Origin of the sequence: Mycobacterium sp. GA-1199 (assembly GCF_001500045.1) — a bacterium.
Taxonomy (GTDB): Bacteria; Actinomycetota; Actinomycetes; order Mycobacteriales; family Mycobacteriaceae; genus Mycobacterium.
Map to the genome: position 1 here is coordinate 25,978 of NZ_LQIX01000018.1, position 24,037 is coordinate 50,014.

Here is a 24,037-nt window from a genome sequence, read left to right on the forward strand (position 1 = left end):
CAAAGGAACATGTCGGATAGTTCGGGGACGACGATGAAGGTGGCGTACGAGGACGTTCAAGCCCACTACGACCTCTCGAACGACTTCTTCGGCCTCTTTCAGGATCCGACGCGGACCTACAGCTGTGCGTTCTACGAACGTGACGACATGTCCCTCGAGGAGGCGCAGTACGCCAAGATCGACCGGGCGCTGCGCAAGCTCGACCTGCAACCGGGGATGACGCTGCTCGACGTCGGCTGCGGCTGGGGTTCGGTGATGAAGCGCGCGATCGAGACCTACGACGTGAACGTGGTCGGGCTGACGCTCAGCCGCAACCAGCACGCGCTCGGTCAGCAGATCCTCGATGCGGTCGCCACGGAACGCTCCCGGCGGGTGCTGCTCAAAGGCTGGGAGGAGTTCGACGAGCCGGTCGACCGCATCGTGTCCATCGAGGCGTTCGAGGCGTGGCCCAAGACGAAGTACAAGGCGTTCTTCGACACCTGCCACCGCGTCATGCCCGCCGACGGCCGGATGGTGCTGCAGACGATCATGGGCCACCCGCTCAAGCGCTGGCCGGAGTTGGGGATCCCGATCGTGATGTCGGACCTGAAGTTCATGCGGTTCATCGCCAAGGAGATCTTCCCCGGCGGCGCCGTGCCGTGCGACGAGGACGTCTACGAGTTCGCGGGGAACGCCGGCTTCACCGTCGCCGAGTTCGACGACATGACCCCGCACTACGTGCGCACGCTGGATACGTGGGCCGAGAAGCTGGAGGCCGCCAAGGATCAGGCGATCGCGGCGACGTCGCAAGAGGTCTACGACCGCTATATGAAGTACCTGCGCGGCTGCTCGGACTTCTTCTCGCGCAACGTCAGCTACGTCGGACAGTTCACGCTGACCAAATAGCCGCTAGTAGGCGCCGAAAACCAACGAGACGTTGTAGCCGCCGAGCCCGAACGAGTTGGTGACCGCGTAGCGGTAGTCGGCCCGGCGCGGGCCCTCGGCGACCACGTCGAGGTCGATCTGCGGGTCGAGGTCCTTGAGGTTGAGCGTGGGCGGAACGACCCCGTCGCGCAGCGCCTGAACCGTCAACACGGCCTCGATCGCGCCGGCGGACCCCAGAGAATGCCCCAACGCCGCCTTCGGCGCGTACACCGCGGGCGAGTGGTCGCCGAGCGCCTTGCGGATGGCCCTGGCCTCGGCCAGATCCCCGTGAACGGTCCCGGTGGCGTGTGCGTTGATGTGGTCGATGTCGGTGGCCGTCAGGCCCGCCAATTCGATCGCCCGGGTGATCGCGTCGCTGGCGCGCTCACCGTCGGGATCGGGCTCGGTGAAGTCATAGGCGTCCGAGGTCATGGCCGCGCCCATCAGTCGGGCCAGCGGTTTCGCACCGCGCGCCTTGGCGTGCTCCTCGGTTTCGATGATCATCAACGCGCCGCCCTCGCCGAACACCATGCCGTCGCGGTCCTTGTCGAAAGGTCGGCAAGCGGCTGCGGGGTCGTCGTTGCTGGTCGACAGCAGCCCCTGCAGGCTGAACGCCGCAATCGGCACCGCCTCGATATGGGTCTCGACGCCGCCGCAGATCACCATGTCGGCCTCGCCGAGGACGAGGTGTCGCCAGCCCTGGGCGATGGCCGCGGCGCCCGAGGCGTCGGCCATCACCGGCGAGATGATGCCGGCCTTCGCCTTCCGGTCCAGTCCTACCGCGGCGGCCGCCCCGTTGGGCATGTACATCTGGATGGTCAGCGGGGACACGGCGCGCAGGCCCTTCTGCCGCCAGAGATCATGCTGGAGCGGGATCTCCTCGGTGCTGCCGAGCGCGAGCCCGACCGACACCGCCAGCCTCCGGGTGTCGACGTCGGGATTGCCCGCGATCTCCCAAAGCCTGCGGCTCAGCACGGTCGACATCTTCTGCATGTATGACGTCCGGCGCCGTTCGACGCGGTCCAGGTGCTCGTCGAGATTCTCGAGGATCGCGCCCCCGATACGGACCGGCGAGTCGAACTCGTCGATGAACCACTTGTCGAGCGCCCGGATGCCGCTTCGGCCCTGCTGGAGCAGCTGCCAAGTCTCTTCGGCGTCGGTGGCCAGCGCTGTCGTCGAGGCGACAGCGGTCACGACGATGTCGGGAAATCCGTCGCCAGTCCTGAGCGCGGCCATGCCGGATGCTCCTCGTTGGTTCGAATATGTTCGGGTAGTACTGAATATTAGGACCCTCCAAAATGACGGACGACTTGTGGCTGAACTCAATGTGCTCGGCGAGCCGCTGGAGCCGTGCAGTTCCGACCCGATGACCGGCTTCTACCGGGACGGGTGCTGCTCGACCGGACCCGAGGATCTCGGGAGCCACACCATCTGCGCGGTGGTGACGGCGGAGTTCCTCGGGCACCAGCGGTCCATCGGCAACGACCTCTCCACACCTCGACCTGAGTACCGCTTCCCCGGCCTGCGGCCGGGCGACCGCTGGTGCGTCACCGCGGTGAACTGGTTGAAGGCCTATCAGGACGGCTTCGCCGCGCCGGTGGTGCTGGCGTCGACACATGAGCGCACGCTCGAGGTCATCTCGCTCGAAGCGCTGCGCGAACACGCGGTCGACGTGCCCGACGATCTCGGATCGCTCTAACCCGGCCGCGGGACCGGTCAATGGGACCGGCTCGATTCACGCTCGTCGGTACGGCGCGCGATGCGCGGGGAACTCGACCTTGCCCCGTTGGGTTCGGTTCGGGATCGGCACGTTGACGGGTTCGTCACCGACCGTCAACGGCTGCCCGTAGTGGGTGAGTTGTACCGGCTCACCCGAGTGGAGTCGATACGTGACCTCTCCAGCGGTCATCTCCACCGACAGGCAACTGCCGCGCCAGAGGATCGTGAACTTCATTCGATCCAGTGTCGTCGGGAGTGCGGGCGCAAAAGTCAACTCGGTTCCGCGACAACGCATTCCACCGAACCCGGCCACGCAGACGAGCCATGTCCCGGCGAGCGCTGCGATATGCAAACCGCTGGAGACGTTGCCGTGCAGATTGTGCAGATCGATGAATGCGGTTTCGACCAGGTAGTCGTAAGCGAGCTGCAGGTAGCCGACCTCTGCAGCTATCACCCCCTGCGCGGAAGCCGACAACGACGAGTCACGGACGGTCAACGCTTCGTAGTACTCGAAGTTGCGGACCTTCTCTTCCTCGGTGAAGGCGTCACCCCGCAGATACATCGCCAGCGTGAGGTCCGCCTGCTTGACCACCTGAGTGCGATACAGCTCGAAGTACGGATAGTGCAGCAGGAGTGGATAGTCGCTGGCAGACGTCGCGGCAAAGTCCCACAGCGCCATCCGGGTGAAGCTCTCCGACTGCTCGTGCACTCCCAAATCCGGATTGAACGGCACCACCATGTTGGAAGCCGCGACCCGCCATTTGGCCGTTTCTTGGGCACTGACCCCGAGACTGCGGGCGACCGCCGGGCACCGCTCACACGCGTTGGCGGCCTCGGTCAGATTGTGCTGCGCCATCAGATTGGTGAATAGGTTGTTATCGACCAGCGCCGTGTATTCGTCGGGTCCGGTGACGCCGTCGATGCGAAACTGCCCGGTGGAATCATGGTGGCCCAGGCTCACCCACAGGCGGGCGGTCTCGACGAGAAGTTCTACACCGCGATCGCTTTCGAATTGCTGATCACCGGTCGCCGCGATGTATTGTGCCGTCGCGTAGGCGATGTCGGCCGTCACGTGGACCGCTGCCGTGCCTGCGGGCCAGTAGCCGGAACATTCTTCACCGTCGATCGTCCGCCACGGAAACATGGCTCCGCTGTGCGCGAGTTCATGCGCGCGCCGTTGGGCTTTTTCCAGTGTCGAATGCCGCCAGCGCAGAGCGGCCGCAGCCGCCTCCGGCATGGTGTGGGTCAGCACGGGCAGCACGTAGGTCTCGGTATCCCAGAACGCGTGCCCGCCGTAGCCGGTACCCGTCAGGCCTTTCGCCGATATGGGTCGACTCTCCCCTCGGGCGCCGGCCTGGAGCACTTGAAACAGCGCGAACCGAATCGCGTGTTGGAGCTCTGGATCCCCGTCGATCTCGATGTCGGCGTGGGACCAGAACGCGTCGAGATACTCGCGTTGCCGTCTGAGCAGGTTGTCCCATCCGGTCTGCTTCGCGGCCGCAAGGGCGGCGTCCACCTGCGCGCGCAATGCCGGGGTGGAGCGCCTGCTCGACCATCCATACGCGAGGAACTTCGTCATCCGCAGCAGCTGCCCCTTGGGCAGGTCGACGGCAACCGTCATTCGCGCGAGGTCTTCTTCGGCTTGAATATCGCACACGCTTCCCGGCAGGTCATCGAGCTGATGATCCATTCCGGCGGCCACACGCAATCCCGAGCGCCTGGTGTGATGAACCAGCACTGCCGACTTTCCGTTTGCCGCAGCGAAATTCGCAACCAGTGGCCGCTCCAGTGCGGCTGCCAGTCGGGGGTCGTCACCAGGGGTGGCGACCTCCTCGTTGGCCAGCAGATCGGATTGCACGACTAGTTCCAACATCGAGTCCAGCGGCTCGACCTCGTAGCGGATCGCGGCCACGGCGCGTTGACTGAAGGAGACCAGCCGCTCTGACCTGATCCGTACGCACCGCCCTGTTTGGGAGGCCCATACGGTGTTGCGGCGCAGTGTGCCCGCGCGCAGATCCAGGCTGTATTCGTGTTCGATCACTCTGCCGTAGCGCATGTCCATCGGCGAATCCTGAACGAACAGCTGAATGATCTTCCCGTCGGTCACATTCACGATGGTCTGGCCGTCTTCGGGGTACCCGTATCCGCCTTCGGCGTAGGGCAATTCGTGATTCTCGTAGAACCCGTTCAAGTAGGTACCGGGTGTGCCCAGCGGCTCACCCTCGTCGAGGGTTCCGCGCAACCCGATGTGGCCGTTCGACAACGCGAAGATCGATTCGATGTCGGGCAACGCGTCGAGTTCAAACCCGGACCACCGCAGTTCCCAGGGAGAAACCTGAAGGTCGGCGGGGGTTGTCATAGCGCCATTATCGTCATCGCCCGGCCGTCGCATGACCGGTTCGGGAGTCGATGCAGCTCCGACCGCCCGGCGGCTCGCGAAATTCGCGGCGAGTTGACGTGATCGTCGGGATAATCGACACATCGTGCAGCACGTCGAACCAATCGACCCCGACATCACCCAAGCCGGACCCGAGGCGGTAGCCGGTCAGCGCCCCACAACAGGCACGAGCCATACGATCACATGTCCGACGCCGCACTGAGCCTGGTGATCGTCGGCATCGCCGTCGCATTGTTCATCTGGAACCGGCTTCCGGTCGAGGTGGTCGCGATCGGTGTCGCGTTGACTCTGTACTTCACCGGACTGATCGACACGAGAACGCTCTTCAGTGGGTTCGGTGACGCGGTGATCGTGTTCATCGCATCACTGTTTGTGGTCAGCGAGGGTCTGGAGGCGTCCGGGGTCACGGCCTGGGGCAGCGGGACTCTGGCCCGGTTGGCGGGACGGGTTTACGCGCGGTTGGTGACCACCGTGCTGGCGCTGGGCGCGGTGGTCAGCGCAATCATCACCGTCAACGGGGCGGCTGCGGCGCTGGTACCGGTTACTACCGCGGTGGTGCGCCGCGCCCGGATTCCACCGTCAAAGGCGTTGATCCCGTTGGCATTCGGCTGTAGTGCGGGAGTCGCCGCGTTCGCCGAAGACGCCGGCTGCTCGATCGAGCGCGTGGTGACCCAGCCGGACGCCGACTTGTTGGGCCGCGACAGCGGTCTCGCGGAGCTGGTGATCCCGCCTCGATCAAATTGGTTGGGTGTTAAGGCTTTTCCCGGAATGTCCGTTGCCGGAGTCACCGTTTTGTCGGTGCATCGAATGTACGCCGACCTCGGCGCACGTGTCGTCGAGTTTTCCCAAGGTGACCCCATCCTGGTGCGTGGCCAATGGTCCGCGATCGACCGGTTGACCGCCTCCGGCATGCTGGTCGTCGATTCCACCGAGGACGTGCGGCGCCAGACCGTCGCGCTCGACCGACCATCGCCGCGAGCGCTTGTTGTGCTCGCGGCGATGGTCGGTTTGCTCGTGACCGGTATCGTGCCGCCGGCGGTGGCGGCCTTGCTGGCTGCACTGGCGATGGTGGCGTTGCGCGTGGTGCGAACGGACCTGGTATACCGTGCGATCCCCTGGCAGACGATCATCCTCATCGGCGCGCTCATCCCGCTGTCTACAGCGGTCCAGACCAGCGGGGCCGCAGAGCAGCTCGCCACGCCGATTGTCGATGCGGTCGGAAACCACTGCCCATACCTCCTATTGAGCCTGCTGTTCGTGCTCACCGCGCTGCTCGGCCAGTTCATCTCGAATGTCGCCACGGTGCTGGTCGTGATACCGATCGCGGTGGCGGCTGCGGTCGACAGCGGCGTCTCGGTGCAGGCAACGCTGATTTTGGTGGCGCTCGCGGGCGCGGCATCGTTGCTCACTCCGATTGCGACACCGGCGAATATGATCGTCATGCATCCGGGCGGTTGTCGTTTCAGCGACTACTGGCGGCTCGGCATTGTCACGATGGTGGCGTGGTTTACAGTCGCGATGGTGGTGATCCCGTTGTGGTGGCCACTTGGCTGACGAATCTGTCCGAACCCTCGCGCGCGGCGCGGCATCGTCGAACTATGGAGCTATGACTGAGTCACTGAGAGGACGATCCAACAAGGTCAGCATCGTCGGTATGGGCAGCGTCGGTACCGCGATCGCCTATGCCTGCCTGATTCGCGGATCTGCGGGATCTCTGGCCCTCTATGACGTCGACGCCAAGAAGCTCCGCGCCGAGGTACTCGATCTGAATCACGGCAGCCAATTCGTTCCGCACTGCCCGATCAGCGGTTCCGACGACGTCGGCGTCACCGCTGGTTCCAAGGTCGTCATCGTCACGGCCGGTGCCAAACAGCATGAGGGCCAGAGCCGACTGGACCTCGCGACCAGCAATGTAGCGATGGCCCAGGCGTTGACCCCGCAATTGCTCGAGCACTCGCCCGACGCGATCATCGTCTTGGTCACCAACCCGGTCGACGTCGTCACCTATGCGGCGGTTCGTTCGGTCGACATCCCCGCCGGACGGGTCTTCGGATCCGGGACCGTGTTGGATTCCAGCAGGTTTCGCTATCTCATTGCCGAGCGCGCCGATCTGGCCATCGCCAATGTGCACGGATACATCGTCGGCGAACACGGCGACTCGCAGATCTCGTTGTGGTCGACCGTGTCGATCGGCGGAGTGCCTGCCTCGCATTTCCGCATCGGCGGCGCGGTGGTGTTCGACGAAGCCACGCGCAACCAGATCTCGGCGGACGTCGTCAACGCCGCCTACGAGATCATCGCCGGAAAGGGCGCGACCAGCCTGGCCATCGGGTTGTCGACCGCGCGAATCGTCGAGGCGATCCTGGGTGACCAGCACCGCGTGCTGCCGGTGTCGACCGTGCAGAACGGCGTCTACGGGATCAGCGATGTGTGCCTGTCACTGCCGACGGTCGTGACCGCCGCTGGCGCCGGTCAGGTACTCGAGCTGTCCCTCTCCGAGCCCGAACTCACGGGCCTGCAAACGTCCGCGGCAACCCTGAAGCAGGCGCAGTCGTCGTTGGGCCTGTAGTCACATCGGAAGTGGAGGCGAGGATCGACAACCGACGAAGCGGTCTGCCCGATCTCGACGCGCTGGTCGACGCGACACCCGCCAGCCGCGATCGAGTCGTCGACTTCTTACGGGCGGCGAGCATCTGCGTCGTCGTGCTGTGGCATTGGTCGCTTTCGATCACCCACTGGGACGGCGACTATGCGCTCGTCATGCCCAATCCGATCGGCTACGTACCGGGCAAATGGATGGCGACGTGGGTGCTGCAGGTGATGCCCGTGTTCTTCTTCGTCGGCGGCTACGCCAACCTCGCGGGTTGGGAGGCGGTCACCCGGGCGGGCGGCGGTGCGGCGAAGTTCCTCGGGGCGCGGATGCGACGGCTGGTGACACCACTCGTACCGTTCCTGGCGGTCTGGCTGGTCTTCGATCTCATCGTGCAGGCCACAGGTCGGCGCGGTGTACTCGAGTGGGGCATCGTCGTGTTCGTCCCCCTGTGGTTCATCGGCGTCTACGCCGGGGTCGTCGCCGCCGTACCGCTGACGGCCCGCCTGCATCAGGCTTGGGGCTGGCGGGTATTGGCGGTCCTGGCCGCGCTGGTCCTCGGTTGCGATTTCCTGCGGCTCGGCCTGGACTGGGGCGGGCCGGCCCCGGGGCTGGTCGGTTCGGCCTGCGTGTGGCTGTTCTGCCACCAGCTCGGCTACTTCTGGCGCGACGGAACGCTGATTGCCGGCGGCCGCCGAGTCGCGGCCGCGGTGGCCGCTGCGGGTTTCACCGGACTGGTCGTCCTGACCACGTTCGGGCCCTACTCGCGGTCGATGGTCGCCGTGCAGGGCGAGGACACCAGCAACATGTTCCCGACAACGGCGCCGATCGCGGCGCTCGCCACCTTCCAGCTCGGGCTGGTGATGCTCGGCCGGCCTCGGCTCAACGCCTGGCTGCAGCGCCGCGGACCCTGGCGGGCGGTGGTGGCGGCCAACGGCGTGACCATGCCCGTGTTCACCTGGCACATGACCGCGCTCGTGGTGTTCTTGTGGCTATATGAGCGAGCCGGATTCGTATTGCCGAGCGAGCCGACTGCGGCGTGGTGGCTCACCCGACCCGTGTGGATCGTGGGCCCGGCCCTGGTGCTCGCCGTGATCTTGGCCGTGCTTGCTGGGAGTCGACTCACCGTCCGCCGGTGGTTCTTTCGCGATCGGCAGGCGTAAGCGCGACCAAGGCCGCGCCGACGGTGAACAGCAACGGGGCGAGCAGCGGGAAGCGTCCATCGGGCGCGAACCCGCCGATCGTGAATCCCAAGGTGGCGGCCGCGGCCACCAGCCCCCCTACGATCAGCGTCGCAATGCCCCACCCGCGAGGAAGCGGCACCCGAAGCGTGGGCAGCGGCGCAGCCGTCCGGCTTCCCTGCCACCACAGCAAGCTCATCAACGCAACGCCCACAACGAAAATCGCCGCGACCCACACGAGTCGAGCCAGCCACCAGTCGGCCGAGCCCATCGGTGGTTGCGCCAACAAGCCGGTGGGGTAGCCGACCAGCGCCACGATGACGACGGGCACCATATGCCACAGGTACAGCCCCATCACAGCGTTGTTCGCGATCGCCAGCGAGCGCTGCGCGCGGGCGGCTTTGAGCGCACGGTCGACAACGGGTGCGGCCGCCACCAGCAGTCCGGCTTGGGCCGCCGCGAAGGCGACCAGCGCCGCCGACGGCGGAGCGGTGTTTTGAAGTTCCTCCCCCGGCACCCCGATCATGCTGACCGGGTACGGGCCCCACGCGAGGAGCACGGCCAGCACCACAGCTGAGCCCAATCCGAGCAGTATCGGCCGGCGGCCGCCCAGTCGACCACTGCGCCAGGCGATTCCGAGCTGGTAGCTCACCGCCCAGCCAAGCACATAGTTGAGGTAGCCGACGTAGGGTACGTCCGCGCCGATATAGGCCGCGTCGATGACTACGACCACGACCGCCAGGACGACCGGCACGGCGAGCCCCCACCGTCTGTCCAGTGCCACCGCCACGGGCGTCGCCAAGACCAACAGCACGAAGGTGACCAGAAACCACAGGTGATAGGCGACCGCCCAGCCACCGAACGCCAAAATCGAACCGTCCACCCCGACAAGGAGAGCCACCACGACCACGGCCAGCATCGTGGCGATGTACGCCGCCGTCGGCCCCAGTGTCCGCGACAGCCGGAATCGCAACCAGGTCTGCGTTGACTCGGATTCGGTGTCCTGCCGCCGCGTCCACGACACGGCGCTGGCGTAGCCGGCCATCAAGAAGAACGCCGGAATCACCTGGAACACCAGCGTCAGCCACTGGGTCCACGGCATCTCCTCGAGCACGTTGAGCATGCCGAACTCGCCGTCGGAATAGGTGGCGTTGGCCACGAGCCAATGTCCCACCACGACAAGGCCTATCGCCGACACGCGGTAGAAGTCCACCGACAGGTCACGCTCTCCCATACCCGCCTCCGGTCTGGTCGGCTCAGCCTCGCATGACGAGGGCGAGGTCACGGTTGTCCATCCAGCGCTGCTCGGCGGGCCGCTGCGCGTTCTCCTCGATCAGCGTCGGGTAACTAGTGAGGTCGGTGAATCGCAGTGTGCCGGATTGAAATCCGATCACGGCGCTGGCCCGCCCGCCGGATTCGAGCTGCTCGAAGAGGAAGTGCATGCAGCGGGCGGTCATGATCGTTGCTTGTATCCGGTCGAAAGGCGACGGGTTCCCACCTTCCTGGGCGTGGCCGAGGGTCTCCGCCCGGGCGTCGAACAGGCCTCCGCCTTCTTTCTGGAACAGCGACGTGATGAACTCCGTTGTGTAGACGCGATCGGAACCTTCACTGCGGACGATCAGGCCGACCCTCTTGCCACCTCGGAACCTGTCCGTGAGGGCGTTAACGTCGGCGGTGAGACCGTCCAGTGTGATGCCGTCTTCCGGTAGGTAGATCCGGTCGGCCCCGGTGGCCAAGCCACCGATCAGCGCGAGGAACCCGCAGTCGTGACCCATCACTTCGACTATGAAGACTCGCCGGGTAGCGACCGCGGACCGCCGTATCTTGTCGACATCGGCGACAATGCTGTTGAGCGCGGTGTCGCTGCCAACGCTCAATTCGGTTCCGGGCACGTCGTTGGTGATGGTCATCGGCATACAGACGATCGGAATGTCGAGAGCGGCGTATTCGTCCCGGTGCCGCTGCAGCTCGTAAGCGGCGCGGTAGCCGGCCCACCCGCCGGCCACGAGGAGCCCGTTGATTCGGTGGGCGGCAATCTGTTCGGCGATCTGGGCGATGGCACCGGCTCCGGGCACGTAGCGATTGGTGCCGATCTCGGCGCCTCCCTCCGAGACCCAGCCGCTGACGTCCATCCAGCCCATCTCGTGAACGTCACCGTCGCGTAGTCCAACAAATCCGTTGTTGGCCGCAAGGATGGTGTGGCCCCGGTCGAGACCGATCCGAACGGCGACGCGCACGACAGCGTTCATCCCGGGCGCCGGTCCGCCGCCGTGTACCACCGCGATCCGAGAGCCTCGGTCCGGGTCGGTTCGCGGCGCGGCCTGCTGGATCGTCTGCAGAATCCGGTATGACTCTGCGAAACTCCCGCCGCGCAGCTTCATCGTGCCGTCGTAGTCATGTGACTTCACGCGTTCGGCAACCTCTTGCGTGCGCGCGACACAGTCCATCAGCGGCGAGGTGATCACCCGGTTCCCCTGCAACCCGATCAGCTGGGCGGGTCCGTGTGGCTCGTCGGCGAACAGCCGTTCCACAGCGCGATAGCCGAACTGCGTGGCCAGGTATCGGTCGAAAGCGCTTGGTGCGCCGCCACGTTGCACATGCCCCAGCACGGTGACTCTGACGTCCTCACCGAGCTCGTCCTCCAGCAGCGTCCGAACCTGCTCCGCGGTGATCGGAATGCCGTCCCGGTCGCGCGCACCCTCTGCGACCACGACCACGCTGTGGCGACGACCGATGGAGCGGCCGGCCTTGATGTCCCGACACATCTGCGCACGCCAGTCCGCGCTCGGCGGGTGCTCCGGGATGAGGACCCAACTCGCCGCCGTGGCCAGCGATGACATCAGCGCGAGGTAGCCGCAATTGCGTCCCATCACTTCGACCACGAATGTGCGCTGGTGGCTGGCCGCTGTGCTGTGCAGGGCGTCCAATGCGTCGATGATCCGGTGCAACGCGGTGTCGGCGCCGACCGTCATGTCGGTGCCCGACATGTCGTTGTCGATCGATCCGACCAGACCAGCAAGCCTCAGGAAGGGATGTTTGTCCGCCGTGTCCTGCGTAATCGTCCCGGCATCAACCAGTTCAGCGAGCAGCTCGGCCCACTCCTGACGGAACAGGTTGGCACCGGCAAGACTTCCGTCGCCGCCGATCACCACGAGCGCGTCGATTCCGCGCTCGACCATGTTGCGGGCGGCCTCGCGGCGGCCTTCGCGGGTCCTGAACCGCTTCGATCGAGCGGTCCCGATGACGGTGCCGCCCAGGTGCAGAATCCCATCGGCGGCAGACGGTTCCATGCGCCGAATGAGGTCACCGCCGGTGACGAGGCCGTGATATCCCTCATGAACAGCGAACACGTCGATGCCCCGGTGGGCAGCGGTGAGGACGACCGCGCGCACAGCCGCGTTCATGCCAGCAGCGTCACCGCCGCTGGTCAGGACGGCGATGCTCGATGGTGCAGACTTGACTTCAGACATCTCGTCGGCCTCCGTGCCGCTCGCGGATGAACATTCCGTTGGCTGTGCTGATCATCGCGTATTCCGGCAGGCGCCGTGGTCGGGGGGGAAAGGCACAACCCCGATGGTGCCCCCGCACCCAGTGCTTCGTCGCCATGATGGGAATCTTCGCTCCCGGAAAATTGCGGCAGGGGCATCCCCCGGTTTGCGCAGCGGCGACCTGAGCGGCCTTTAGCGCGCATTCCGGTCGGCGATCGCTCGATCCGTCATACCGTGAGCGGATGACAGATCAGATACCCGCAGTGAGCACCGGGCATCCGCCCGGCGCACTGATGCGCGTTCTCAACCCGTCGCTGCGGTTCCTGTTGCGCACTCCGCTGGCGGGCCCGTTGGGTAATCAGTTCATGGTGCTGAACTTCAGAGGCCGAAAATCCGGACGGCAGTTCTCGATCCCGGTGAGCGCGCACCACATCGACGGCGGGCTCTACGCGATCGCCAACACGGTGTGGAAGAACAATTTCCGGAACGGCGCCGACGCGGAGGTGGTACACAGAGGCACGACGCGCAAAATGCGTGGCGATCTCATCACCGATCCTGCGGTGGTGGCCGATTTGGTGCAGCGGCTCGCACAGTCCTACGGCCCTAAGCGTGCGCAGGCGATCATGGGCCTGAAGTTCCGCGACGGAGGCATTCCGTCAGTCGCGGAATTCGCAGAGGCGGTGCGGCGGGAAGGAATAGCTGCAGTGCGGTTCAGCCCCGCGTGACCGAAATGTCTGTCGTTCGCCTCCCGGTCAGCCGGCGTCGATCGAAAGGCTCTGCTCGAAGGCGAATACGTTCTGGGGATCGTATTTCGCCTTGATCGCGCGCAACCGCCCCACATTGTCGCCCCAGTACGCCGATTCCCATCCCGGCATACCGGCATTCGGGACATTGACGTAAGCGCCACTTACATACGGCTTCAGGGCTTCCGCGAACTCGGCGCACCACGTCAGGCACCCGTCCGTCAGCGGATCGTCGGAGGCCGAGACCCCGCCGCGGACACCCCACCCCGCACCGGGTTCGGCGTAGAACAGCGCATCCCGGTGCGCGAACGCCGAACCACCGGGCGGCTCACTTGTCCGAACTGCGCCACCGAAGGCATTGGTGAAATAGTTGCAGTCCGATGTCGGAGCCCTCGACATGAACGATGTGACGAGGTCGATGGCTTCCGGCGGATACGGCTCATAGATGAACTGCGACAGGAACTTCCAGTTCGCAGCTTCGTCGGCGGGTGGTATCTGGAAGCCCGCGTAGACGTCCGCCCACCGCGCGTCGGCGGTCGAGATGTGCGGCTTGCCGACTGCAAGAATCGGCGCCAGCATCTGCTTGGCGTCGGCCTCGGACCCGTCGGTCAGTACCGCGACCAGCACAATCCCCTCGCGGCGGATCTCCAACTGGCTGGTGAGCCGATCGTCGATGTGTGGGGCGCTGTGTTGCCATGCGTCGAAGACCGGCGGAAGCTGCTCGAGCCCCGACCACGTCGCCACGACACAGATGGCTTGCGTCAGGGAATGGATGCGGTAGGTCAGCGATGTGACAATGCCGAAATTGCCGTTGCCGGCGCCACGTAATGCCCACAACAGATCGGGGTTGTTCTGCTCGTCGGTGACGATCGCCGTCGCGCCGTCGTCGCCCGAAGCCACGACGATCTCCGCCGCGAGCAGATTGTCGGACGCCATACCGTATCGGCGGGTGAGTAGACCGAAGCCGCCGCCGAGGGTCGCACCGACAAGCCCGACGGTACCTTCGGTTCCCGTCGGCGCAGCGAAACCGGCGGCGCCGAGCGCTGTGACCGTTTCCAACTGAGTGAGTCCGGCGCCGACGGTGGCAACCTGTGAGGCCGCGTCGATGGCGGTCGACTTCATCCGGCTCACATCGATCACCAGGCCGTGGTCGACAGCCGACCAGCCCTCCAGGCAGTGCCGTCCGCTACGTACCCGCAGGGGCACACCGTTGCGTCGTGCCCATGCCACGGCGTTGACCACATCCTGTATGCCGGTGCAGAACACGACCGCATCGGGTTGCGTAGAGAACAGGTGGTTGTAGCCGATTCGGGCCGCGTCGTAGCCCGAATCCCCCGGCCGCACAACGTCCCCCGTCAGCGTTTCGGTCGACCCTTCAGTGCTTGAAGACATTGAGTTCTCCGGGTTCGGTCTCGAGGACGTCGCGGTTGAACATACGCAACTCGACGAAGTACAACCCACCGAGGACGAACAACACGCCCACGATCACCTCGAACGCCTCGAGCGAGTGTCTGAGTTCCGGTTCGTAGCCGCAGTCCTCACAAATTCGTCGGCAAGTTCGTCGTCCGGTGCGACCTCTGTCATGGCTTGACCTTCCGGGCTGAGGACAGTGAAACGAACGTACAGACCAGCGCGAAAATAAGCGCGGAATTGACGTCTATGGAATATTCGGTGCCCTACTGTTCATCTAGTGCAGGAGGGGCCGATGACCACAGAGGACGTCGTGCTTGGTCGGTCCGCCGATGACGAGTCTCGGGAATGCGGCTATACGCCCGAACTGAAACGGAGTCTCGGCTCGTTTCAGGTGTTCGCGATCTCGTTCGCGTTCATCTCGGTCGCCGTCGGTGTCTTCGCCAGTTATGGTGCGGTGCTTCAGAGTTCGGGGCCGGTCGGGATCTGGCTGTGGTTGGTTGCGGCGGTCGGGCAGACACTCGTAGCTTTGGTGGTCGCGCAGTTCGCCGCTCGCATCGCGCTCAGCGGGTCCTCCTACCAGTGGGCATCGAGATTGGCCAATCCGAAGGTCGGCTGGTTCTTCGGGTGGTTGACGTTCTGGTTTCTGGCCATCGGAGTGGTGGCGATGGACAACGCGCTCGCCAGTCAAGCGCTCATGCCCCTGCTGGGCATGGAACCCGACGAGGATGTCGCCCGGCTGATCACGCTGGCGGTGCTGGCGACGCAAACAGTGCTCGTCATCGCATCGACCCGGCTGCTCGGCCTGGTCACCTCGACCGCGGTCGCGCTGGAGTTGACGATCGTCGTGGTGCTGGTGATCGGGCTCGGCGCGGTGATGGTGCACAGCGGCAGCGGAACCGTCGACAATGTGGTTTCGCAGGGCATCGCCGCCGGGGCACCCGGCTACTTCGCGATCGGCGGCGGCCTGATGGCCGGGATGGTCATGGGATTGGTGACGCTCGTGGGCTTCGACTCGGCGGCCAATCTGGCCGAGGAGGCCAAGGACCCGTACCGCAGCGTGCCTCGGGCGATCGTCTCCTCGGTGTTGGCGTCGGCTGTTTTGGGCTTCGTCTTCATCTTCACCCTCACCGTCGCGATCAAGAGCATCCCCGAGGTCAGCACCAGCGAATCGCCGGTCGCGACCATCATTCGCGATCAGCTCGGGCCCCTCACCGAGCGAATCCTGTTGTCGGGTATCGCGTTTGCGATGTTTGGTGCGGGGATGGTGATGTTGGCCTCGTGTTCACGCATCGTTTTCGCCATGGCACGCGATTCACGCTTTCCCGGCTATACCCTGTTCCGGCGGGTCAACCCGAGCACCCGTACACCGATTCCCGCGACCGTGTTGATGTTCGTGGTGGGTGTAGTTCTCATGGTGGCGCTGCCCGGTCAAGCCCTGCTCCAGCTGATCGTCGGGTCGACGATCCTGCCGGCGCTGATCTATGGGGCCATCACGGTGCTGTACCTGTCGGTGCGAAAGCGGCTGGGCCGCAAGGAAGGTGCGTTCGGGCTGGGCCGTTTCGAGGTGCCGGTGGCGATCGCCGCCCTCGTCTGGGTGGTGTTCTCGTTGGTCGCGTTGATGTCACCGTCGGACTCCTTGGTCCCCGACCTGATCGTCGCCGGTGTCGTGTCGGCGGGAGGGCTGTACTTCGCCAAGATGATGATCTTCAACCGCGACGTGCTCGAGACCGAACCCGGTGATCCTGACGCGTTCTGAGTGGGAACCGCCCAGCTGGAAACCGGTGCGCGGATTGTGTCCTAGCGAACAGCCCTGGGCGCAATGTTCGACTACGGCTGCTCCAACAGCCGCAGGGGGTGCAGGCCGTCGACGGCGCCGACAAACGGCGGATGGATGCTGTAGCCGATCATCCGGCGGATGTCATCGGAGACCTCGCGCGCTGTATCGCGCGATATGGAGAGCGTGAAGGCCTCCATCGGCCGCAGCCACGGCTGGCAGTACTGGGCGGTGACGGCCAGTCGCGCGGCGTCGGTGGTGTTGGCGCCGCCGCCGTGCCAGAGGGTGCCGACGAAAAAGACGCAGGAGCCGGCGGGCATGACGACGGGTATCGCGGGGTCGTCCGGTTCGGGGCGACGCCTGCCCCAGCGGTGACTGCCGGGGTAGAGCACCGTGGCGCCGTTGTCGGCGGTGAAATCGTCGATCGCCCAGATGGTCGCGGCGGCAAGGGGTTCGCGTGGTCGCGGGATCGGGTAGAAGCCGTCGTCGTGGTGGGCCAACTGCGCGGTCTCGCCGGGCTGGATGTTGATGGCCTGTAGGGCCGACAGCAGGTAGTTGTCCATCAGCAGCCGATCGAGGACCGCCAACACCCGCGGATGGTCGACCAACCGGTCGCACACCCGAGTCCTGCTCAGCAGGCTGTAGACGCGCTGGGTGCGGTGTCCTTCGAACGAGTTGCGGCCCGTGTGCGCGAGCCACGGCGCGACCGTCTCCTTGATCTGCGCGCACTCGTCGGCGCTGAGAAGGTTTTCCCAGATGAGATAGCCGTCGCGGTCGAGCGCCGCCATATCGGCGTCGACGACCGCCGGGTCGACCGAGGCGCCGCCGGTGGCTGTCCATTTGTGCCGGCGCGCCAGATCGCTGCGCAGGTCATCGAGCGTGGTGACCGGATCATCGTCGATGCTCATCAAGCCCTCCCCTGTCCGGTTGGCCTACCCAAACACTGGACCTCGCGCAGGCAGTGGTCAAGGACCTACTGACTTTCGTGGCACGCCCGCGGCGCTGTGGCGTTGTCCTACACCGATGAGCGGGCGCTCGCCGCCCGCAGTGCCCTCAGATCAGCAGCGCTTGGTTCCGCACGGCGGCGAGGTGGTGCAGCAGCCCCTCGTTGCGGCCGAAGACGACGTGGTCGACGCCGGCCGTCAGACCGCGCTGGCACGCCTCGGCCATCGGGAAGTCCTGTCCTTCGAGGACCTGGGCGGCGCCATCGAGTCCCATCTTGTACCAGGCGCGTTCGTCGTCGGTGACCGGTTCCGCGGGTGCCGAGATGGACAGGTAGACCATGGTCTCGCCCGGGTTGCTGCCGGGGTAGGCGCGCAGCATCTGCGACGTGCCCGGCGCCTCGATCAGCACACAGCTGGGAAACAGCCCGTACACCACCGTCCCGAAGAACTGGTCGGGCCAGTCGGCTTCTGAGAGATCGCGGTACTGCACGATGTCGCGGAACGGGAACGCCCAGCGAATATTTCGGTCGTAGATGTCGTAGACCGAGTTGTTCGACGCCAACGGGTCCAAGGTGTCGGCATGCACGAAGGGAAAGTGGTAACCCTCGAAGTTCACGTCGACAGCGAGCTTCCAGTTGCATGCGAGGTCGTAGCGCCGGGTCCCACGTGGAACACCCGGTCAAAGTCGTAGTCCGACAACGGCGTCGCGATACCGTCCAGTGCCGCCGACACATCGACGTCGGCCGACAGTCCCACGACCAGAAGCCCACCCTGCATGCTGACGGGCAACGGGATCAGGCCGCGGTGTTCGAGGTCTGCTCCGGCGAACATCGTGCGGGCGGGTGCCCCCTTGAGCCGACCATCCAGGCCGTAGGTCCAGCCGTGATAAGGACAGGTGAGCGTTCGCGCTGCACCGCAGCCGTCGGCCACCTGCGCGCCTCGGTGTGCGCAGCCGTTGATGAACGCGCGCAGCGCACCGTCCTGCGCCCGTGTCACCAGAACGGGTGTGCCCATCACATCCTTCGTCGCATACGAGCCGGGGGCGGCGACCTCGCCTCCCCAGCCGATCACGTGCGGCATGCTGCGCAGCATCCGGACGTCGGCCTCGAAACGGTCGCGGTCGACGTAGGCGCTGCGCGGTTCGCGCCACACCTGATCGGCGATGTCGAGGCTGTCGTTCTCGAAGTGCTTGAGGACGCGGCGGGTGAGTTCGAGGGCTTCTTGTCGTGGCACGGGAGTTCCTCAGCGCCGGACGGGGCCGTCGACGGAAGATGCGCGCAGCGCGCGGACCTGACTGGCGAAGAAGCGCTGCGCCACAGAGGTATTCGGGGCGATCAGATCGAAAGCGTGGAACGCGCCCTCGGCGATCTCCTGGTGGACGTCGACACCGGCGTCCCGTAACCGCTGCACGTAGGCCCGGCATTCGTCGTAGAAGAGGTCGAGGGTCCCGACGCCGATCCACGCCGGGGCCAGCCCGGACAGGTCGGCGCGGCGCGCCGGGACCGCCGCCTCGGGGTCGGCGCCGGCGAGGTACCACTGCCATGCGATGCGGTTGTCGCGCGCCGTCCACATCACCCGGCGCCGCGAGTCCGCAGGAGTTCGATCGTCGAGCATCGGGTAGACCAGCATCTGCAGGGTGAGTTCGACGTCGCCGCGGTCATGGGCGCGCTGCGCCACCGCCGCGGCGAATCCGCCGCCCGCGCTGGCCCCGCCGACGGCGACCCGCGCCGGATCCACCCACGGCTGCCGGGTCAGCCATTGCAGTGCGGTGTAACAGTCTTCGAGCGGCGCCGGGTATGGATGCTCCGGCGCGAGGCGATGATCCACCGCGACGACCGCCACGTCGGTGAAGTTGGCCAGCTTCCTGCAGAACCGATCCTCCTGTGCCGCAGAGCCCATCACGGTTCCGCCGCCGTGGATCCACAACAGCGCCGGACCGGGCGTCGCGCTACCGCGCGGACGGTGAACACGGACGGTGACGTCGGTGTTCACGCGGGCCACTTCGACGCCGCGCATCCGCCCCGTGCGCCCGGCAAGCGCCATCAACGCGCGCGGCAGAGTTAAGCCTCGGTGCAGGGCATAGCCTTTCGGCAGGATTCGGGCGACCCGTCGCAGTTCCGGGTCGATCTGTGCGTAGTCGATGTCACCCACTGGCCGCTACCGCCTCGGCCGGTGCCGGGATCGTCTGGCCGGCGCGCAGGAAGCTACCGGTCCGGACCGTGCCGACCAGCTCCGTTGGGACGCCGTCGCGCACGACCGTGCGGCCGGCGACCAGCACCGCCGTGACCGCGTCGTCGTTGCGGTTGACCATGCGGCTCAGCCCCCCGTACTGATCGACGGTCTCCTCGGCGTAGGCGTCGAGCGATTCGTCCAGGTGCGCGGGGTCGATCACGGCCACGTCGGCGCGATCCCCGACCCGCAGATGGCCCGCGTCCAGCGAATACCAGTCGGCCAGTTCGCCCGTCAGTCGGTGCACGGCGTGCTCGACGGTCATGAACTCCGCACCGGCCTCGGCGCTCTGCTGGACATGGCGCAGCAGGCGCAGATTGCAGTTGTAGAAGGACATGTTGCGCAGGTGGGCACCGGCGTCGGAAAAACCGACCTGAATACCCGGATCGACGGCGAGTTTCTTCAGGATTCTGGGCCGGTGGTTGGAGATGACGGTGCGCCAGCGCAGGGCGCTGCCGTACCGGACCACGAGGTCGAGAAAGGCGTCGACGGGATGCAGACCGCGGTCCAAGCCGACCTGCCCGAAGGTTCTGCCGACCAATGATTCGTCGGGGCAGGCGACGATGTCGGCGTCGAAGAAGTCCCGGTGCCAGGCCCCGATCTTGAACTTGTTGTCGTACTCCTTGCGGAACCGGAGTCGATAGTCCTCGGCCTGTATGAGCTCGTTGCGTTCCACCTCGTCGCGCAGGTGCAGAGCCGCGGCGCCGGCGCCGAGCTCCTCGAAGATCACCAGATCGATGCCGTCGCCGTAGACCTCGAACGGCACCGGCAGGTGCTGCCACCGGAAGTCGCCGCCGAGCCCGTTGACGAATCGCGCCGCGCCGGTGAGGATCTTATGGCCGATCGGGTTCGACTTGGCGTCGGCGGCGGCCAGAAAGCTCATCTTCAACGGACGGCGCACCCCACCGATCGATCGCACGAGCTGTGCCGCCATCTTCAGCGGGTGCTGTATGTCGGGTCCGCTCTGCAGCACCCGGCCGCGCCGGCGCACCAGCCGGGTGAGCCGACGCATCTCCCGCCGTTTCACGTAGGTCGACGGCAGCGTGCGGGAGCGGCAGACATCGCCGTCGAGCCGGTCGAACAGCAGCTGTTGGGAGGACAGGCCGATAAAGCCGGCGTCGAGCGCCTCGGTGAGCCACCGTTCCATCTGCGCGAGTTCGGCCTTCGTCGGCTGATCGTCGTACGTTGTCGCGCGCTCGAGCCCCATGACGGCGGTGCGCATGTCGGAGTGGCCGATGAACGCCGTGATATTCGGCCCGAGGGGCCGCGCCTCCAGGGCCCGGGCGTACTCCTCGGCGGTGGACCAGGTCTTATGCCGATCGATGGCGGCGATGACGTGCTCGCGCGGTATCGCCTCCACCCGGCCGAACAGATCACCCGCGTCGACGCCGCCGACATGCACCGTCGACAGCGAGCACGATCCGACCACCACCGTGGTCACGCCGTGGCGAAGCGACTCGGTCAGGCCCGGACCGTTGAGCACCTCGACGTCGTAATGGGTGTGAATGTCGATGAACCCGGGCAGAACCCACTTCCCCCACGCGTCGATCTCCTCGACGCCGCCGATCGGTTCGTCGGTTACCACGGCGACATGGCCGTCGCGGATGCCGAGGTTGCGGATAGCCGACGGACCGCCTGTTCCGTCGAAGTACCGGCCGTTCTTGATCACCACGTCGAAGCTCATCGAGCCTGTGCTCCTCATCGCCGATCGTCACCCCACACAATACAGATGTGGATTAATGTATGGTCACGAAATGACCGATCCGGAACTCATCGAGTTCGATCTCCCGCGGCTGCGGATGAGCGCGCTCAGCTGGGGACCCGCGGACGGAAGGCCGGCCATCTGCGTGCACGGCTTCCCGGACAGTGCCTACAGCTGGAGGACGCTCGCACCGATACTGGTGGACAACGGCTTTCGCGTGATCGCCCCGTTCACCCGTGGCTACGCCCCGACGGGGCCGGCCCCCGACGGTGACTACCACCTGGGCGCGCTGATGTGCGACATGGTCGACCTGCACGCGCACCTCGGCCGACCGGCCGACGCGGTGCTGATCGGCCACGATTGGGGCGCGTTCACCGCCGGCGGGCTCGCCGCGTACCCGGGGTCCCCGTTCGCCGCGCATGTCGTGATGTCGGTACCTCCGCTCGCGGCGATGGACAACTCGCGGCGCGGGCTGGGCCAGAATCTGCGGATGGCCGCGATCCAACTGCGCCGCAGCTGGTACGTGCTGTTCTTCCAGTTGCCGTTCGTGCCGGAGCGGGTGCTGCACCGGGTGATCCCCCGACTCTGGAAGGATTGGTCGCCACCAGGGGTGGACGTGCGCGACGGTGTCGCAGCGACGCTGGACGCGCTGCCCTCGCTCGCCCACCGCAAGGCAGCGGTGTCGTACTACCGGTCCATGGTTCGATTCACCCGTCCCGCAGCGCAATACGCGGGCCTGCACCGGTTCCGGTTCAAGCTGCCCAGCCATCCGGTGCTCGTACTCCAGGGTGAACAGGACGGCGCGGTCCAGCCCGGTTATTTCGACGGGGTCATCGACGCGCTCCCGCCGGGTAGCCGGGTGCGCACGATTCCCGGTGCCGGACACTTCTTGCAGGTCGATCAGCCCCGAGTGGTCGGCAGCGCCATCCTCGAGTACCTCAAGGTCGGCTGAGTTCAGCGGTCCTGTCCGAGCTCCGCAGTTCGTAGTCGTCTGGATCGGGGTGGCTCGTCCATCGCCAGTAGTCGAAGATGCGGAACCCGTAGAGAGTGGGCAACCCACCCGACGAGTTCTTGTAGTAGCTGCTCGAGATTGCCGGGTGGCTGTAGACCATCTGGCTGAGACGTTCCTGGTTGCGACGGTCGTAGTCGGCGCAGACGTCCGCCCGCGGCATCGCCGAGTCGTACCCGCCGGCCAGCAGCATGTCGATGCAGCCCATGATGTAGCGCATCTGGCACTCCGAGTTGTAGATGATGCTGGCGCCGTTGACGCCGTTGGTACCCGGGCCGTACATGCAGTAGAAGTTCGGGAATCCCGGCACCGTGACGCCCAGATACGCGTACGGCGAATCACCCCAGGCCCTGTTGAGTTCGATCCCGTCGAGACCGCGCACGTCGATCGGGCCGAGCTGATGGTTGACATCGAAACCGGTGGCCCACACCAGCACATCGGCGCGGCGGTGCACGCCGTCGACGGTGATGACGCCGTCGGACGTGATCTCGGCGATGCCGTCGGTGACCAACTCGACATCGTCGCGCTGCAGCGTGGTGAGCCAGGTTCCGTTGTCCTGCAACGTCCGTTTGCCCATCGGCGGGTATTTGGGTGTGACCTTCTCCAGCAGGTCCTCGTCGGTGCAGAAGTTGCGCATCCACGCAATGAACATCTCGCGGATGGCGTGGTTGGACGCGTTGCACGACAAGCCGCCGTTGTCCCAGTGCGGGTCGATGCGGACCTGTTCGTCGAGCGCGTCGGCGATCGGCCACCACGACACGAACCGCAGCCACCGCGCGTAATACGGCAGGTGCCGCATCGCCCACCGGGCCCCGTCGGGAACGACGTCGTGGTACATCGGGTTGGGCGCCATCCACTGCGGGGTGCGCTGATAGACGTCGACATGCTCAGTCAGGTCCGCGATCGCGGGCACGAGTTGAAACCCGCTGGCGCCGGCGCCGATGACGGCGACCCGCTTGCCTCTCAGATCGACGTCGTCACGCCAGTCGGCGGTGTGGAAGGACGGTCCGCTGAAGGTGTTGGCGCCCTTGATGTCTGGGATCACCGGGTTGCTGAACTGGCCGACGGCGCAGATCACGGCGCGTGAGGTCAGCTCGTCGGTTCGCCCGTCGGCGCCGCGAATCCTGACCCGCCAGGATGCCGAGTTCTCGTCCCACGTCGCGCCGGTGACCGCGGTGTCGAAGCGCACGTGCGGCACGACGCCGTACTTGTCGGCGACGTTCTGCAGATACTGCAGGATCTCGGGTTGTTCGGCGTAGTAGTGCCGCCAGTGGTCGGTCGGTTCGAACGAATAGGTGTAGTACTGGCTGGCGATGTCCACACGGCAGCCCGGATACCGGTTGGCCAGCCAGGTGCCGCCGACCGCGGACCGCTTCTCGACGATCGTGAACGGCACACCGGCGGCCTTGAGTTTGATGCCGGCCAGCAGTCCGGCTTCACCGCAGCCGATGACGACGACCGGAAAGTCGTGGCGCTGCTGCGCGGTCGATGCCAGCACCGGTCCACACTGATCGGCGTCGGTGAAACGCAGGTCCGCGGCGACGTAGTCGACGAACTCCTCGGTCACCGTCCCCGCCGAGATCACGTTGAGCATCACCCGCATCTGCTCGGCGTCCGGCACGAACGGCGCGGGGCATCCGCGGTCTCGGTAGTCGCGGATCACCTCGACGGCGCGGTCCCGCACCTTCTGCTTGTCGGGTTCGCTCATCGCACCCTGCAGGTCCATCGCGATGAGTGCATAGGGGCCGGGCATTTCGTCGAGCACGCCCATGTCGCCGGTCATGTGGACCATCGACATCAGCAGGGACGGGACGCTCGCGTCGGCGACGGCGGCCCGGATCACGTCGTCCGGGTCGTCGAAGGCCTGGCCGAGCAGAGCATCACATTCCGCCAATCGGCCCATTCGCGAAGAATACACAATTCGCAAGACGTATGGTCTGATTT

General features: G+C 65.8%; 19 protein-coding genes. 8 read left to right on the forward strand and 11 right to left on the reverse strand.

All coding sequences use genetic code 11. The features are described 5' to 3' along the window. The first annotated feature begins 9 nt into the window (after window positions 1-9). A complete protein-coding gene (locus tag AU198_RS13740; protein ID WP_197416112.1) occupies window positions 10-885 on the forward strand; it encodes a cyclopropane mycolic acid synthase family methyltransferase in 876 nt (291 codons plus the stop codon). Window positions 886-888: 3 nt separating this feature from the next. Here the strand turns inward: AU198_RS13740 and AU198_RS13745 are convergent, their stop codons facing one another. Further along, the gene (locus AU198_RS13745; RefSeq protein WP_064348705.1) at window positions 889-2,139 is read right to left on the reverse strand and encodes a KasA/KasB family beta-ketoacyl-ACP synthase; all 1,251 of its coding nucleotides are present in this window, start codon (window positions 2,137-2,139) and stop codon (window positions 889-891) included. A gap of 76 nt (window positions 2,140-2,215) precedes the next feature. Between AU198_RS13745 and AU198_RS13750 the strand changes: the two genes are divergently transcribed. Continuing rightward, a complete protein-coding gene (locus AU198_RS13750; protein ID WP_064348706.1) occupies window positions 2,216-2,602 on the forward strand; it encodes a DUF2237 family protein in 387 nt (128 codons plus the stop codon). Window positions 2,603-2,638: 36 nt separating this feature from the next. Here the strand turns inward: AU198_RS13750 and AU198_RS13755 are convergent, their stop codons facing one another. Further along, window positions 2,639-4,981: a glycoside hydrolase family 65 protein gene (locus tag AU198_RS13755; protein ID WP_064348707.1), complete on the reverse strand. Its 2,343-nt coding sequence runs from the start codon at window positions 4,979-4,981 to the stop codon at window positions 2,639-2,641. A 222-nt stretch (window positions 4,982-5,203) separates the two neighbouring features. Here AU198_RS13755 and AU198_RS13760 point away from each other — a divergent pair, with 222 nt between their 5' ends. From AU198_RS13760 to AU198_RS13770, 3 genes are read left to right on the forward strand one after another with little or no spacing between them, the layout of a single operon-like run. Continuing rightward, window positions 5,204-6,574 (forward strand): SLC13 family permease, encoded by a 1,371-nt coding sequence (locus AU198_RS13760; RefSeq protein ID WP_064348708.1) that lies wholly within the window; start codon window positions 5,204-5,206, stop codon window positions 6,572-6,574. 52 nt (window positions 6,575-6,626) lie between these two features. Beyond that, on the forward strand, window positions 6,627-7,589 hold the full coding sequence (locus AU198_RS13765) for an L-lactate dehydrogenase (protein WP_064348709.1): 963 nt from the start codon (window positions 6,627-6,629) through the stop codon (window positions 7,587-7,589). Between the two features lie 11 nt (window positions 7,590-7,600). Next, complete coding sequence (locus AU198_RS13770) at window positions 7,601-8,773, forward strand: acyltransferase family protein (protein WP_064348710.1); 1,173 nt, start codon at window positions 7,601-7,603, stop codon at window positions 8,771-8,773. Here AU198_RS13770 and AU198_RS13775 read toward each other — a convergent pair. Continuing rightward, window positions 8,733-10,025 carry an acyltransferase family protein gene (locus AU198_RS13775; RefSeq protein WP_064348711.1) on the reverse strand — a complete coding sequence of 431 codons (1,293 nt, stop codon included), beginning with the start codon at window positions 10,023-10,025 and terminating at the stop codon, window positions 8,733-8,735. The two genes, AU198_RS13770 and AU198_RS13775, sit on opposite strands and share 41 nt — an antisense overlap. Window positions 10,026-10,047: 22 nt before the next feature. Then, window positions 10,048-12,261 (reverse strand): 6-phosphofructokinase, encoded by a 2,214-nt coding sequence (locus AU198_RS13780; RefSeq protein ID WP_064348712.1) that lies wholly within the window; start codon window positions 12,259-12,261, stop codon window positions 10,048-10,050. Window positions 12,262-12,521: 260 nt separating this feature from the next. On the opposite strand from AU198_RS13780, the gene AU198_RS13785 reads away from it, so the two are divergent. Next, complete coding sequence (locus AU198_RS13785; protein WP_064348713.1) at window positions 12,522-13,004, forward strand: hypothetical protein; 483 nt, start codon at window positions 12,522-12,524, stop codon at window positions 13,002-13,004. Window positions 13,005-13,031: 27 nt separating this feature from the next. Here the strand turns inward: AU198_RS13785 and AU198_RS13790 are convergent, their stop codons facing one another. Beyond that, window positions 13,032-14,414, reverse strand: a complete 1,383-nt coding sequence (locus tag AU198_RS13790) for an FAD-binding oxidoreductase (protein ID WP_064348714.1) — start codon at window positions 14,412-14,414, stop codon at window positions 13,032-13,034. Between the two features lie 313 nt (window positions 14,415-14,727). On the opposite strand from AU198_RS13790, the gene AU198_RS13795 reads away from it, so the two are divergent. Next, window positions 14,728-16,191, forward strand: coding sequence for an APC family permease (locus AU198_RS13795; protein WP_064348715.1), 1,464 nt, complete (start codon window positions 14,728-14,730; stop codon window positions 16,189-16,191). A gap of 71 nt (window positions 16,192-16,262) precedes the next feature. Here AU198_RS13795 and AU198_RS13800 read toward each other — a convergent pair whose 3' ends face one another. The 5 genes from AU198_RS13800 to AU198_RS13820 all read right to left on the reverse strand — a co-directional run bounded on the left by AU198_RS13800 (window position 16,263) and on the right by AU198_RS13820 (window position 21,066). Next, window positions 16,263-17,117, reverse strand: coding sequence for a phytanoyl-CoA dioxygenase family protein (locus AU198_RS13800; RefSeq protein ID WP_064348716.1), 855 nt, complete (start codon window positions 17,115-17,117; stop codon window positions 16,263-16,265). A 145-nt stretch (window positions 17,118-17,262) separates the two neighbouring features. Beyond that, the gene (locus tag AU198_RS13805; RefSeq protein ID WP_064348717.1) at window positions 17,263-17,769 is read right to left on the reverse strand and encodes an SRPBCC family protein; all 507 of its coding nucleotides are present in this window, start codon (window positions 17,767-17,769) and stop codon (window positions 17,263-17,265) included. Next, window positions 17,766-18,386: an aromatic ring-hydroxylating oxygenase subunit alpha gene (locus AU198_RS13810; RefSeq protein ID WP_064348718.1), complete on the reverse strand. Its 621-nt coding sequence runs from the start codon at window positions 18,384-18,386 to the stop codon at window positions 17,766-17,768. Before AU198_RS13810 ends, AU198_RS13805 begins: the two co-directional genes overlap by 4 nt. 9 nt (window positions 18,387-18,395) lie before the next feature. Next, window positions 18,396-19,304 carry an alpha/beta hydrolase gene (locus AU198_RS13815; RefSeq protein ID WP_064348719.1) on the reverse strand — a complete coding sequence of 303 codons (909 nt, stop codon included), beginning with the start codon at window positions 19,302-19,304 and terminating at the stop codon, window positions 18,396-18,398. Next, entirely contained in the window at window positions 19,297-21,066 is a 1,770-nt protein-coding gene (locus tag AU198_RS13820; RefSeq protein ID WP_064348720.1) for an N-acyl-D-amino-acid deacylase family protein, read from the reverse strand. The genes AU198_RS13815 and AU198_RS13820 overlap by 8 nt, the downstream gene beginning before the upstream one ends. A gap of 70 nt (window positions 21,067-21,136) precedes the next feature. Between AU198_RS13820 and AU198_RS13825 the strand changes: the two genes are divergently transcribed. Further along, the gene (locus AU198_RS13825; protein ID WP_064348751.1) at window positions 21,137-22,036 is read left to right on the forward strand and encodes an alpha/beta fold hydrolase; all 900 of its coding nucleotides are present in this window, start codon (window positions 21,137-21,139) and stop codon (window positions 22,034-22,036) included. Here AU198_RS13825 and AU198_RS13830 read toward each other — a convergent pair. Then, window positions 22,023-23,996, reverse strand: a complete 1,974-nt coding sequence (locus AU198_RS13830; protein ID WP_064348721.1) for a flavin-containing monooxygenase — start codon at window positions 23,994-23,996, stop codon at window positions 22,023-22,025. The genes AU198_RS13825 and AU198_RS13830 overlap by 14 nt on opposite strands. Window positions 23,997-24,037: the final 41 nt, after the last annotated feature.

What these genes read in the sequence shown, in the direction of transcription:
- AU198_RS13740 (WP_197416112.1), top strand. Translation starts at nt 10, where the DNA reads ATGTCGGATAGTTCGGGGACGACGATGAAGGTGGCGTACGAGGACGTT.
- AU198_RS13745 (WP_064348705.1), bottom strand. Translation starts at nt 2,139, where the DNA reads ATGGCCGCGCTCAGGACTGGCGACGGATTTCCCGACATCGTCGTGACC.
- AU198_RS13755 (WP_064348707.1), bottom strand. Translation starts at nt 4,981, where the DNA reads ATGACAACCCCCGCCGACCTTCAGGTTTCTCCCTGGGAACTGCGGTGG.
- AU198_RS13760 (WP_064348708.1), top strand. Translation starts at nt 5,204, where the DNA reads ATGTCCGACGCCGCACTGAGCCTGGTGATCGTCGGCATCGCCGTCGCA.
- AU198_RS13765 (WP_064348709.1), top strand. Translation starts at nt 6,627, where the DNA reads ATGACTGAGTCACTGAGAGGACGATCCAACAAGGTCAGCATCGTCGGT.
- AU198_RS13775 (WP_064348711.1), bottom strand. Translation starts at nt 10,025, where the DNA reads ATGGGAGAGCGTGACCTGTCGGTGGACTTCTACCGCGTGTCGGCGATA.
- AU198_RS13780 (WP_064348712.1), bottom strand. Translation starts at nt 12,261, where the DNA reads ATGTCTGAAGTCAAGTCTGCACCATCGAGCATCGCCGTCCTGACCAGC.
- AU198_RS13785 (WP_064348713.1), top strand. Translation starts at nt 12,522, where the DNA reads ATGACAGATCAGATACCCGCAGTGAGCACCGGGCATCCGCCCGGCGCA.
- AU198_RS13790 (WP_064348714.1), bottom strand. Translation starts at nt 14,414, where the DNA reads ATGTCTTCAAGCACTGAAGGGTCGACCGAAACGCTGACGGGGGACGTT.
- AU198_RS13795 (WP_064348715.1), top strand. Translation starts at nt 14,728, where the DNA reads ATGACCACAGAGGACGTCGTGCTTGGTCGGTCCGCCGATGACGAGTCT.
- AU198_RS13800 (WP_064348716.1), bottom strand. Translation starts at nt 17,117, where the DNA reads ATGAGCATCGACGATGATCCGGTCACCACGCTCGATGACCTGCGCAGC.
- AU198_RS13820 (WP_064348720.1), bottom strand. Translation starts at nt 21,066, where the DNA reads ATGAGCTTCGACGTGGTGATCAAGAACGGCCGGTACTTCGACGGAACA.
- AU198_RS13825 (WP_064348751.1), top strand. Translation starts at nt 21,137, where the DNA reads ATGACCGATCCGGAACTCATCGAGTTCGATCTCCCGCGGCTGCGGATG.
- AU198_RS13830 (WP_064348721.1), bottom strand. Translation starts at nt 23,996, where the DNA reads ATGGGCCGATTGGCGGAATGTGATGCTCTGCTCGGCCAGGCCTTCGAC.